The 12,906-nt window shown below is 54.6% G+C and carries 11 protein-coding genes; all 11 read left to right on the top strand.

Features of this window, described 5'->3' with window-relative positions; genetic code table 11:
- The first annotated feature begins 9 nt into the window (after positions 1 to 9).
- Complete coding sequence (locus PJE062_RS03900) at positions 10 to 2,523, top strand: hypothetical protein (protein WP_050773828.1); 2,514 nt, start codon at positions 10 to 12, stop codon at positions 2,521 to 2,523.
- Complete coding sequence (locus tag PJE062_RS03895) at positions 2,516 to 3,607, top strand: glycoside hydrolase family 105 protein (protein WP_008546419.1); 1,092 nt, start codon at positions 2,516 to 2,518, stop codon at positions 3,605 to 3,607. Before PJE062_RS03900 ends, PJE062_RS03895 begins: the two co-directional genes overlap by 8 nt.
- The gene (locus PJE062_RS03890; RefSeq protein WP_008546792.1) at positions 3,597 to 4,982 is read left to right on the top strand and encodes a glycoside hydrolase family 28 protein; all 1,386 of its coding nucleotides are present in this window, start codon (positions 3,597 to 3,599) and stop codon (positions 4,980 to 4,982) included. The genes PJE062_RS03895 and PJE062_RS03890 overlap by 11 nt, the downstream gene beginning before the upstream one ends.
- An 11-nt stretch (positions 4,983 to 4,993) precedes the next feature.
- The gene (kduD, locus tag PJE062_RS03885) at positions 4,994 to 5,752 is read left to right on the top strand and encodes a 2-dehydro-3-deoxy-D-gluconate 5-dehydrogenase KduD (RefSeq protein WP_008547196.1); all 759 of its coding nucleotides are present in this window, start codon (positions 4,994 to 4,996) and stop codon (positions 5,750 to 5,752) included.
- A 91-nt stretch (positions 5,753 to 5,843) separates the two neighbouring features.
- Entirely contained in the window at positions 5,844 to 6,680 is an 837-nt protein-coding gene (gene kduI / locus PJE062_RS03880; RefSeq protein WP_008546953.1) for a 5-dehydro-4-deoxy-D-glucuronate isomerase, read from the top strand.
- Between the two features lie 378 nt (positions 6,681 to 7,058).
- Positions 7,059 to 7,478, top strand: coding sequence for a D-ribose pyranase (gene rbsD / locus PJE062_RS03875; protein WP_008546674.1), 420 nt, complete (start codon positions 7,059 to 7,061; stop codon positions 7,476 to 7,478).
- Positions 7,479 to 7,521: 43 nt separating this feature from the next.
- Positions 7,522 to 9,015, top strand: a complete 1,494-nt coding sequence (locus PJE062_RS03870) for a sugar ABC transporter ATP-binding protein (RefSeq protein WP_008547234.1) — start codon at positions 7,522 to 7,524, stop codon at positions 9,013 to 9,015.
- Positions 9,016 to 9,020: 5 nt separating this feature from the next.
- Positions 9,021 to 9,965, top strand: a complete 945-nt coding sequence (gene rbsC, locus PJE062_RS03865; RefSeq protein WP_008546773.1) for a ribose ABC transporter permease — start codon at positions 9,021 to 9,023, stop codon at positions 9,963 to 9,965.
- Positions 9,966 to 9,994: 29 nt separating this feature from the next.
- Positions 9,995 to 10,876, top strand: coding sequence for a ribose ABC transporter substrate-binding protein RbsB (rbsB, locus tag PJE062_RS03860; RefSeq protein ID WP_008546486.1), 882 nt, complete (start codon positions 9,995 to 9,997; stop codon positions 10,874 to 10,876).
- A 69-nt stretch (positions 10,877 to 10,945) separates the two neighbouring features.
- Entirely contained in the window at positions 10,946 to 11,941 is a 996-nt protein-coding gene (locus PJE062_RS03855) for a LacI family DNA-binding transcriptional regulator (RefSeq protein ID WP_008546929.1), read from the top strand.
- Between the two features lie 9 nt (positions 11,942 to 11,950).
- Positions 11,951 to 12,868 (top strand): ribokinase, encoded by a 918-nt coding sequence (gene rbsK, locus PJE062_RS03850; RefSeq protein ID WP_008546827.1) that lies wholly within the window; start codon positions 11,951 to 11,953, stop codon positions 12,866 to 12,868.
- Positions 12,869 to 12,906: the final 38 nt, after the last annotated feature.

The raw sequence follows: 12,906 nt of genomic DNA, 5'->3' as shown, positions 1-12,906 counted from the left end.
AGTGGTTTTGTGCCAAAGACACAATTCCCCTGGCAAATCAAAAAGGGTGAGCCCTTAAGCTATTGGGAGGTCTCTGGACTGACGGAGACGCCCTTTGCTGGTGAGGCAGATACCCTGCCGGATAACGTGAACTACACCTACATCAACGGCTTTACGGATGTAGGCGATTTGCCGTGCCGTATAGCCTTCTGGAATGATATGAAGGGCAGGGAAGTGCCATGCCCCGCGGGTGTTGAACTCCCTGAAACCCGCATTCAGCCTTCGCAATCTGTGCTGGATTTCAGCGGCTTCTGGTTCTGCCCAACCCATTTACAACGCGTCTTGCGCTGTGTGGTCAATGCCCCGATTGCGGGCAATTATCAGTTCCGCGTCCGCACCGCTGGTGGTGTGCGCGTCTGGGCCAATGGGAAGCTCGGCTTCGCGTTTGAGCCTTTGGTGCGCAACAAACCACAGGAGAGCATCGAAACGCTGGCTCTGTCTCAAGGCGCCAACGAGATCCTCGTGCATCTGGAAGACATCGCTGAGCGCGATACCGTCTACTCTCTGGAACTTATCTATGAGGGCTCTGAGGCAACAGACGCTGATCTTCAAGTTGGTCTCAGCGCCACATATGATGCAGAGGCGCTCAAGGAAGCTGAAGCGTTCATCTCCAGTGTCCAGCCGGATAAGCTCTACTACTCTGAAGGCCACGTGGAGCTTCAGTTTGACGGCGCCTTGCCGGAAGACGCACAGATCCACGTTGAAACGCTGCCATTGCTCAAGCCAACGCTGGCCGGAAGCAAGAACACCTATACCCTGCCAAAAGGCTCCAATCGCCTGATCGGCCCAAGCATTGATGAGCTGGCACCAGCCACCAACCTCGTGCGGGTGACCCTTGTCACGCAAGGGCTTGGCGTTGCCCGTGAAGTCGGCGTCGTATGCCTCAAAGATCTGCAGCAAGGTTCTGGCACAACGCTGGAAGAACGCCGTGTAGAGCTCTTGGCATTCAGTGCGCAGACTGGGGGAAGCCATCTCTCCCACGCTCTATCAAAGCTGCATATGGGCTCTGATCTGGAAACTTCTGAGAGACTGCTTTTAGAAGCTCTGAGCAAGATCTCCCGCCGCGAGGATTGTGCAGACTTTGCCTTCCTGCCACTGCTTTGGATCTGGAAAGACCATGCTTGGACACAGCTTTCAGAGCAAACCTGGCGCCGTGTCCGCTCCACCATCCTTGGTTTCCGCTATTGGTTCGATGAGCCGGGCAATGACGCTATGTGGTTCTGGAGTGAAAACCACACCCTCTGCTTCCACGCATCTCAGTATCTGGCGGGTTCAATGTTCCCGGAAGATCTGTTTCTCTGCTCCAGTCGCAAAGGCCAGCAACAAAAGCAGGTTGGTTATGAGCGGCTGTTGAAGTGGTTTGAAACTGTTGAGCGGGATGGTTTGGCAGAATGGAACTCCATTCCATACTACCCAATCGACTTTATCGGCCTAACAGCTCTGTATCATCTGGCACCGGATGCTGACATTCGTGATCGCGCCAAAGCGCTGATGGATTCTATCTTTCAGATGATGGCGCTGCACACCCAGTCTGGTCTGCCAGCTGGTACCATGGGCCGGTGTTACGACAAGGATATCTTTGCCGGTCCAGCCAGTGAACTGGCCACGCTCTGCCACTTTGCGTGGGGCGACGGCTTTGTCTCCTCCGGCAACTTCGCCTCAACCATGATTGCGTTGAGTGATTACACGCCGCCGGAGGAAACAGGTGCCTACGCGTCTGTTCCACAAGGCCGTGCGCTGGAAACCAGCTACACGCAGGGCCATGAGCATGCAGGCAAGCTGAAACTTTACAAAACGTCAGAGGCGCAGCTTTCAACCGTGGTAGATCACAAAACCGGTCAGCACGGCCATCAACAGCACGTGCAGGATGTGATGCTCGCAGGCAATCCGTATGCGCGGTTCTGGGTCAATCATCCCGGAGAAACGCAAGTTTGGGGCAGTGGACGACCATCCTATTGGTCTGGCAACGGAACGCTTCCTCGTGCGGATCAATCAGGCCCAGCCGGTTTGATGATTTTCAACGGAGATGAGGACGAGGCAGACTTCACTCACCTCTACGCGCCACTGCACGTGTGTGATGAGCATGAACTCACCGGCAATTGGCTCTTTGCCCGCGTCAAAGATGGCTTCACCGCCTTCTTCGCTGCAAACGGTATTGAACCACTGCAAACCAGCTGTTTCGCAGGTGTCGAGTTCCGCAGTGCAGGCCGCTGCAACGCATGGGTGACCGTAACTGGCTCAGCGCAAACAGAGACCTTCGCCGAGTTCAAGGCTCGTCTGCTTGCCAGCAAAATCAGCTGGAATGCAGAGACCTTGACCCTGAGCGCTGAGATCGAAGGACAAGGCTCTCTCTCCCTCAATTGGGAAGGGGAACTGAAAGCCAACGGTGAGTGCATTAGCTTCGAAAACCTCAGCCCCGTTCCTCGCATCGGCTTGAAACGGTTGGATCAATCTTGCTCAACTCAGGAGGCAGCTCATGTTTGAAGCATCCAGACTTGAAGAAGCGCTGGCCCTGACAGCAGATGGGTTCCGCAGCCTGAAGGGCATCAATGATGCGCCATCAGAGCTTGATTGCGATGGGTCCATTCATTTTGACGAGTGGGACTGGGAAGTCGGTGTCGGCCTCTACGGCTTTTACAAGCACGCCTGTAAAACGGGCGATGAGCGCATGAAGCGCAATCTGGCCAACTGGTACGACATGCAGATCGCGCGCGGCCTGCCACCGCGCCAGATCAACTCCACAGCGCCCATGTTGTGCCTGGCCTTGCTGGCGCGGGAAACCAACAACGAACGCTGGAAGCAGATCGTAACCGACTGGGCCGAATGGCTGGTCAACGACATGCCGAAGACCGTTGATGAGGGCTTCCAGCATCTGGTCAAGGAACGTGAAAACGACGGTCAGCTCTGGGATGACACGCTCTTCATGGCGGGCCTGTTTATGGGCGTGGCCGGGGATTGGCTGGATCGCCCGGATTGGGTGGAAGAAGCCTACTACCAGTTTCTGGTCCATGGTCGGTATCTGTCAGATCCGGTAAGCGGCCTCTGGTATCATGGCTGGACATTCCTCGGAAACCACAACTACGCCGAAGCCTTCTGGGCGCGCGGCAATGCGTGGATCACCATCGCTGTACCGGAACTGTTTGAGCTCGTCGGCGAACGCTATGGCCCGGCAGCTCGCCAAATCAAGGCACTCTATCGCCGTCAGGTGGAAGCTCTGCTGCCGCTTCAGTTGGAAGATGGCATGTGGCCAACTCTGCTGGATCAGCCAGACTCTCCTCCAGAAACCTCCGCGACCGCAGGCTTTGCCTATGGTCTGCTGCGCGGCGTGAGGACGGGAATTCTGCCAGAAAGCTATTTGCAACCAGCGCTCAAAGCAGCTTCTGCTGTGCTGGAGCGGATAGATGGGGCTGGGATTGTTCAGGAAGTCTCTGACGGGACGGCCATGGGGCATGATTTTGAGTTCTACCGGAACATTCCGAACACCCCCACACCATACGGGCAGGCTCTGGCAAGCCTTCTTTTGATTGAACTTCTTGCTGCTAAGGAAATTTTGCAAGATGTCGCTTAATACACACCATGTCACTGTCACAGACGGCGAAAAAGACATAACGCAGGCCGTCCAGCAAGCGATTGACGCAGTTCATGCTGCTGGTGGTGGTCAAGTCGTGCTGCCAAGAGGGCAGTGGGTCTCAAAGGCATTGAAACTCAAATCCTTTGTCGATCTGCACCTGCCAACTGGCTGCGAACTTTCCTGCTCAACCGACTACGCAGACTATGAAGCTGGTAAGGTCTCCGTCATTGCGGAAGATTCTGATCGTGCCTTCATCACAGCGCGTGACCAGCAAGGCATCTCCATTTCCGGCAGCGGAACGATCCACGGTCACAGCGATAAATGGTGCGGTCGTGACGGTCTCTTTGAAGGCACGTTCTGGCCGAAGATGCTACGCCCGCGTATCGTTGTCTTCGAAAACTGCAAAGACATCAGCCTTACTGGCATTTCCATTGTGGAAGCGCCCATGTGGACCATCCACCTGATCGCCTGCCATCAGGTGAAGGTGGAAAGCCTGCGTATTCTCAATGACATGCGCATGCCAAACACCGACGGCGTCAACTTCGACAGCTGTACCGATGCCTCCATCTTCAACTGTGTGATCCGCGCCGCAGATGATGCGGTCTGCGTGAAAACCTGCCGTAAGGAAGATGAGAGCCTTAACGGTCCAGCAGAGCGGATCATCGTCAGCAACTCTATCCTGTCCTCCAAGTCCTGCGCCCTGAAAATCGGCACAGAAACCTATCAGGATGTGCGCGACGTGCTGTTCACCACCTGCACAATCACCGAGTCCAACCGTGCATTCGGTATCTTCTCCCGTGATGGCGGCGATATCGAACGCATCCGCTTCTCCAACTGTACTGTACAGTGTGAGCAGACGCCGGATGGGTTTTGGGGCAGTGGCGAAGCAATCACCATCAACGCTCTGCCACGTGTAGCGGGCGATGTGCCTGGCTATGTGCGTGATGTAGCTGCAGAAGGCATCACCGGTCGTGCGCAGGGGGCGATCAACATTGTTGGTCACGAAACCCAGCAGATCGAGAACGTTACCCTCAGCAACATCCAGCTTTCATTGGAAGCAGGCAAGTTCCCGGATGCCTATTATCTGGACCTGCGCCCAAGCCCGCATGACGTGAACCTGCTCGACAATCCGGAGCAGGGGCGGCGGAATTCTTGGGTCAAAAACGAAGCTGGTCAGATCCTCGGCCTGGAGCCGTACCCGAACGGATTGCCGGGTCTCTGGCTGGATCAGGCCAACAACATCACGTGCAACGATGTTGTCATCCACCGGCCTGCAACGCTGCCGAAAGGCTGGTCTGAACAGGAGACCGAGCTCGGCCATGTAACCAACGTTTGCTTCAGCAAACCTGCAAGTTCTCTTAGTGCTGTTTAGGAATAAGACATATGCTGAACCAGTTTGATTTGAATGGAAAAACTGCAATCGTAACGGGCTGTGACACTGGTCTGGGTCAGGCCATGGCTGTAGGGCTCGCCAAAGCTGGCTGCGATATCGTTGGCGTCAATGTGGTGGAACCAAAAGACACCATTGCCGTAATGGCCGAAACAGGCCGCAAGTTCTTTGATCTACGCGCAGACCTGAGCAACAAAGAAGCTCTTCCGGGTGTCGTCGCTGACGCTGTTTCGGCAACAGGCAAAGTCGATATTCTGGTCAACAACGCTGGCATCATCCGCCGTGAAGACGCACTGGATTTCTCTGAGGACGACTGGGATGCGGTGATGAATCTCAACATCCGCTCGCTCTTCTTCCTCTCCCAGCTGGTGGCAAAGCAGTTTGTGAAGCAAGGCAACGGTGGCAAAATCATCAATGTCGCCTCCATGCTTTCCTATCAGGGCGGCATTCGCGTTCCATCCTACACCGCATCCAAAAGCGCTGTGCTGGGCCTCACCCGCGCGCTGGCAAATGAGTGGGCAAAGCACGGCATCAACGTCAACGCGATTGCGCCGGGCTACATGGCAACCAACAACACCGCAGCCCTGCGTGCCGATGCAGACCGTAATCAGGCCATTCTGGAACGCATTCCGGCAGAGCGTTGGGGTGAACCGAATGACGTGGCTGGCCCATGTGTCTTCCTGGCCTCTGAAGCGGCGTCATACGTCAACGGCTTCACACTGGCTGTCGATGGTGGCTGGCTCGCCCGCTAACTGAACTACAAAACCAAAAACAAAGAACGCGCAGTTGAACAACTGGGCGCACGGAGACCTGCGCCTAAACGCCGAATTTTAGGAGATTATCATGGAAGTCAGACAGGCAATTCACAGCGAGCACGCCAAGACACTGGACACAGAAGGCCTGCGCCGCGAATTCCTCATCGAAAGCATCTTTGCCGCCGATGAAATCACCATGACCTACAGCCACGTGGACCGCATCATTGTGGGCGGAGTCATGCCGGTGAACACGGAAGTCGTGCTGGAAGCAGACTACGGCAAGAAGCTGGGTGTTTCCTACTTCCTGGAACGCCGCGAAATCGGCTTCATCAACGTGGGTGGCCCGGCCGTCATCATCGTTGATGGTGAAAGCTATGAAGTCGCACAGGAAGAAGCGCTTTACGTCGGCATGGGCGCTAAAGACGTCTCCTTTAAGAGCGTCGATAAGCAGAACCCGGCCAAGCTTTACTACAACTGCGCTCCGGCGCACAAAACCTACCCGAACAAGAAGGTGACACTGGCAGAAGCTTCTCCGGTCACTTTGGGTGATGCTGAAAACTGCAATGAGCGCACCATCAACAAGTACTTCGTGCCGGATGTACTGCCAACCTGCCAGCTGCTCATGGGCATGACCAAACTGCATCAGGGTTCCATCTGGAACACCATGCCAGCGCACACCCATGATCGTCGTATGGAAGTGTATTTCTACTTCAACATGAACGACGACGCTGCCGTTGTGCACCTGATGGGGGAACCGCAGGAAACCCGCCATCTGTTCGTTCACAATGAGCAGGCCGTGATCTCACCAAGCTGGTCCATCCATAGCGGTGTTGGCACCCAGTCCTACACCTTCATCTGGGGCATGACCGGTGAAAATCAGGAGTTCACCGACATGGATCACATCGCGGTTCCTGACCTGAAATAGTCATCAGTAGATCCGATGAAAACCAATGAGCCTCGCTTCGAAAGAAGTGGGGCTTTTTGCTGTGTGGGCAGGCGAGGGACCACATATCCCCAAAAACTCAGAGTGATAAAACAGGCGCAAATTGTCTCAGTGGTACATCTGAGAGCTGCCGCCAGCGTTATCTGCAGACCGAAATCTGATCTGCAATAAATCCATATAACCTCTGATATTTTTGCCAATCCAATTGAACGTGCAGAGCACCCATGCATTCAGTATGCCTGAAATGAGCTGGAATAATTCCAGAAAATGACTCACGCAAACGTTTGCGCAAACGGTTGCGTAACTCATGCGCGCCTGTTAACGTCTCTTCAATCGAGACAACGCGGAGGACTTGCTGCCATGAAGAAGGGCGTACTTTTAAACGCTCCGGTCTCTAGCATTATCTCTCATATGGGTCATGGGGATGGTCTTTGTGTTGGAGATGCCGGGCTCCCAATTTCTAAGGATGTTGAGCGCATCGACCTTGCAATTACAAAGGGCCTGCCGGGCATGCTGGAAACAGCAAGCGCGATCACAGCTGAAATGCAGGTGGAGCGGGTTGTTATTGCTGAAGAGCTGATCGAACAACAGCCAGCCTATCATTTGCGTTTGCGCTCACTGATTGCCGAAATCGCAAAATGTCAGGGCACCAACGTAGAGACCACAACTGTCTCTCATGAGGAATTTAAGGCATTAACGGGCAAATGCCGGGCCGTGGTGCGCACGGGAGAATGCACACCCTACGCCAATGTGATTTTCTATTCAGGCGTGACGTTCTGAGGAAAGTCTACAAAACCATTCGGGCTTTGGGAGAGGACACCCAGTGACAACCCTTCTTCAACTTCAGGGAATTGAAAAATCCTTCTCCGGGATCAACGTGCTCAAATCCGTTGATCTGACCATCCGTGCCGGGCGTGTTGTGGCTCTGGCCGGTGAAAACGGAGCCGGTAAATCAACCCTGATGAAAATCATATCGGGCATCTATCAGCGCGATGCGGGTAAAGTGGTCTACAAGGGCAAGGAAGTAGAGTTCACCACCGCGCGTCAGTCCATGGATGCCGGAATTGGCATTATCCACCAAGAACTTAATCTGCTTCCTGAACTCTCCGTCGCAGAGAACATCTATCTGGGCCGCGAACCGACCAAACTGGGCAAGATCCAGTGGGATGTGATTGAACGGGAAAGCAAAAAATACCTCGCACAGCTGAAGCAGGATATTGATCCCAAAACCCCATTGGGCAGGCTTTCCATCGCGCAGCAGCAAATGGTTGAGATCGCAAAAGCGCTCTCACTGAATGCTGAAGTGATCATCATGGATGAGCCAACCGATGCGCTCACCGATATTGAGACAGCAATCTTGTTCGAAGTTGTCGACGAGTTGCGTGCACAAGGCAAAGGCCTCGTCTTCATCTCACACCGTTTGGGCGAAATCTTCCAGATGTGCGACGACATTGCCATCCTGCGTGACGGTGAGATGGTCCATCAGGGCCCGGTTTCTGAAATCACCGAGGACGACCTGATCCGCCACATGGTGGGCCGTGAACTTTCTGATCAGTATCCATTCGTGCCAGCTGTTCCGGGCGATGTCCGCATTGAAGTTGAAAAGCTCACCGCACACGGCGCCAAGGAAATCTCCTTCACAGCCCATGCTGGTGAAGTCGTTGGTTTTGCAGGCCTCGTTGGGGCAGGGCGAACCGAACTGGCAAAGGCTATCTTTGGCGCCAACCCAATCAAAAGCGGTGCAGTCAAAATCGACGGCAAAGAGATCCGCCTCAGATCTCCGCAGGACGGTGTGAAAGCACAGATCGGTTACGTCACCGAAGACCGCAAGCAGGAAGGCCTCGTGCAGTCTCAGGAGCTGGGCACCAACATGTCCCTCACAGGACTGGACCGTTTCTGTAACGCGTTCGGTTTCGTCAACAAAGCCTCCGAAGCGGTCACCATCAGCGAGTACATCGAAGCCTTCGCCATCAAGACCAGAGATGCAAACACCATCATCTCCAACCTGTCCGGTGGCAACCAGCAGAAGGTCTCCATCGCCAAATCACTGGTGCCGGAGCCAAAGGTTCTCATCCTCGATGAACCAACACGCGGGGTGGATGTTGGCGCAAAACGCGAAATCTACACGCTGATCAACAAGCTGAAGGCAGAGGGCCTTTGCATCCTGCTGATCTCCTCCGACATGCCAGAGCTTCTGGGCATCTCTGATCGCATCCTCGTCTTGTCCAGTGGCAAGCTGACCGGATCGTTCGACAGAGACGAAGCCACTCAAGAAAACATTATGCGCTGCGCCGTTGCTGGCCAAACAAACGGGTAAAACAGATGAAGCTCAACGACTTTATCAGTGAAAATAAGTCTCTGATTGGCCTGATTATCCTGATGGCCGCAGTGTCCTTCGCCAACGCCAACTTCCTCGGCGTTGACAACATGCTCAACATCCTGCGTCAAACCTCGATCAACGCCGTCATCGCCATGGGCATGACCTTCGTGATCCTGACAGCAGGCATCGATCTGGCGGTCGGCTCCATTCTGGCCTTTGCGGGCGCCATCTGCGCAAGCCTTATCGGTATGGATACACCACTTGTCATCGCGCTGTTCATCACCATCATGGTGGGTGCAGGCCTCGGTGCCACCAGCGGTGTGATCATCAGCTACTTCAACGTCCAGCCATTCATCGCAACTCTGGTCGGCATGACCATGATCCGCGGTGCAACGCTGGTCTACACACAAGGTCGCCCAATCTCTACCGGCTACTTTGATGTGGCTGAAAGCTTCTACCAGTTCGGTGGTGGTTACATCTTCGGCATTCCGAACCCGGTGATCCTGATGGTCGTCATCTTCGCGATCTGCTGGTTCATCCTTAGTCAGACCCGTTTCGGCCGTTACGTTTATGCCATTGGCGGCAATGAGAACGTGGCGCGCCTGTCTGGCATCAACGTCAAAAAAGTCAAAATTCTTGTCTACGCCCTCAGCGGTGCGCTCGCAGCACTGGCAGGCATCATCCTGACAGCACGTCTTGAATCTGCACAGCCAACAGCTGGTCTTGGTTACGAGCTCGACGCGATTGCAGCCGTGGTTCTTGGTGGCACCAGCCTCGCTGGCGGCAAAGGCCGGATCTTCGGCACCATTATTGGTGCCCTTATCATCGGTGTGTTGAATAACGCACTGAATATTATGGATGTTTCATCCTACTACCAGATGATCGCAAAAGGTGCGGTTATCCTTCTGGCGGTTGTCGTCGACAGCCGTGGCAAATCAAACGCGTGAGCAAACAAACTGAACCTCGGGAGGTTTCTATGAAAAAACTAGTGAGTTTGGCAGCAGGTGCTGCTCTTCTTCTCGGCTCCACAGCAGTTTCCATGGCACAGGACACATTGGCTCTGGTCGTGTCCACACTGAACAATCCGTTCTTTGTGACCCTGAAAGAAGGTGCAGAAGCTCGCGCAAATGAGCTTGGCTACAAAATCGTTGTTCTCGACAGCCAGAACGATCCAGCTAAAGAGCTGGCAAACGTGGAAGACGTTCTCAGCAAAAACGTTGCTTTGCTGATGATCAACCCAACTGACTCTGACGCAGTTTCCAGCTCCATCCGCGCTGCAAACCGCAAGGACGTTCCGGTTGTTACTCTCGACCGTGGCGCAGCACGCGGCAAAGTGGTTTCCCACGTTGCGTCTGACAACATCCTCGGCGGTGAAATGGCTGGTGAGCTGATCGTTGAAACCCTGCGCGGCAGCGGCAAAATTGTTGAGCTGGAAGGTGTTCCAGGTACTTCTGCAGCACGTGACCGTGGCACAGGCTTCAAAAAAGCAATGCACGGCGCATCCGGCATCGAACTGGTTGCAGTTCAGCCAGCTGACTTTGACCGCACTAAAGGCCTGAACGTGATGGAAAACATCCTGCAGGCACAGCCAGAAATCGATGCAGTGTTCGCACACAACGATGAAATGGCTCTGGGCGCAATCAAGGCAATTGAAGCTGCTAACCGCGACATCATCGTCGTTGGCTTCGACGGCACCGATGACGGCGTAAAAGCTGTTGAAGAAGGCGCAATGCTGGCAACTGTTGCTCAGCAGGCTGGCATGATCGGTTCCATCGGCGTAGACACTGCGGATAAAGTCCTTAAAGGTGAAAAAGTCGACGCGTACACTCCAGTTGCGCTGAAACTTGTAACCAAGTAAGTGCAAGTAATCTGAATAAAATCGGGTTTGGCGTAAGCGCCAGACCCGACTCTTTAAACCGGAGCGGAAATGGTCAGTATCAAGGATGTTGCACAGGCTGCGGGGGTCTCCGCATCTACAGTGTCTCACGTGATCAACGAGACACGCTATGTTGCTCCCCTGACCAAGCAAAAAGTGGAGGAAGCCATCCAGTCCCTTGGTTTCCAGCCAAGTATGATGGCCCGCGCGCTCAAGGTTAAACGAACTAACATCATCGGCATGTTGGTCTCCAGCAGCTCCAACCCATTCTTCGCAGACGTTGTTCGCGGTGTGGAAGAGGGCTGCTACCAACACAATTTCAGTCTCATCCTGTGTAACTCAGGGCATCAGTCCGACAGGCAGCTGGCAAATCTCAACACATTGCTTCAGCGCCGCATTGATGCCCTCATGGTGATGACCACCAAAACAGATCCGGCTCTTTACGAGCAGCTCAGCAAACTGGGCAAACTGCCAAAAGCCATTCTGGATTCCGCCCCGCACCCAAACGCCTGCACCCTGCAGGATGACTCCGTTTTGGGTGGCAGACTGGCAACAGAACACCTGATCAAACGCGGCCTGACCAAAATCGGCTGCCTCATGGGCCCACAGGATCACCCGCGCTCTATTGAACGTTACAAAGGCTACAAAACCGCCATGGAAGCAGCGGGCTTGCCCGTGGAAGAAAAGTGGCAATCTGCCGGTCTTCTCACCGCATCCGGCGGTTATGAAGGCATGAAGCAAATTCTGGAAGCGGACAGCCAGCCAGAAGCCATCTTCGCCTTCAACGACCTCATGGCCATGGGCGCCTACCGGGCCATTCAGGAGCGCGGTTTGCGCATTCCTGAAGACATCTCCGTCATCGGATACGATGACGTGGAGTATGCCTCCTACATGGCGCCAACGCTAACCACCATCAAACAGCCCAGCTTCGAGCTCGGGCTAAGCGCTGCAGAAGCGCTGATCAATCATCTGGAAGAGAAGACAGAGATGCCACCCGTGATCAAACTGGTGCCAGAACTCGTCGTCCGCAGCTCCGTTATTAACTAGGAATAACTCATGTCCATCGCCATTGTCGGTTCCATCAATGTTGATATCACAACCCGTTCTGATCGCTTGCCTCAGCCGGGCGAAACGCTGCATGGACACAGCTACGCCATCAACCTGGGCGGCAAGGGCTGCAATCAGGCCGTTGCCGCATCAAAACTAGGTGGCGACGCAAAGCTCGTAGGTCGCATCGGCAAGGATGGCTTCGGTGACATCGCAGCCCAGCATCTGGCTGAAATGGGCGTTTCAACCGAGCATGTGCATCTGGATGAAACCCACGGCACCGGCATCGCAGTCATCGGCGTAGACGCAAACTCTGAAAACAGCATCATCGTCATTGGCGGCGCAAATCTGGCCGTTGATGAAAGTGATCTGGAACGCTCTGCAGAAGTGCTGGAAACCGCTAAGATTATGCTCATGCAGCTGGAAATCCCGGTCGAAACCTGCCTGAGCGCGGCAAAGAAAGTTCGCGCCTCTGGCGGTAAGGTGATCTTTGATCCAGCTCCGGCACCTGTTCATGGCCTGCCGGAAGGCTTCCTGCAAAACGTGGATGTTGTGACGCCAAACGAGACTGAAACTGAAATCCTCACCGGCTTCCGCCCAACCAACGCAGAAGAAGCAGCCCATGCAGCGAACCTGCTACGCGAACAGGGCGTTGCTGCTGCCGTTGTGAAACTGGGTGCACGCGGCGTCTACTTCAAGGATGAGACAAGCGAAGGGTTTGTGGAGCCGTTCAAGGTAAATGCAATCGACACAGTGGCAGCCGGAGATTGCTTCAACGGCGGTCTGGCCTATGCACTGGCAGGCGGTAAAACTCTGGCAGAAGCTGTCCGCTTCGCTGCGGCTTGCGGCGCACTCTCCACCACCAAACACGGCGCAGCCACATCTGCACCAACACTGGCTGAAGTTGACGCCCTGATGGGCGCTTAAGGCTGATCAATAAAAGCAAAGTTGGGGTTGGCAGCCTT

The organism is Pseudovibrio sp. JE062 (genome assembly GCF_000156235.1).
GTDB lineage: Bacteria > Pseudomonadota > Alphaproteobacteria > Rhizobiales > Stappiaceae > Pseudovibrio.
Note: the sequence above shows the minus strand (reverse complement) of the source record. Positions and strands in the feature narration are given on the sequence as shown.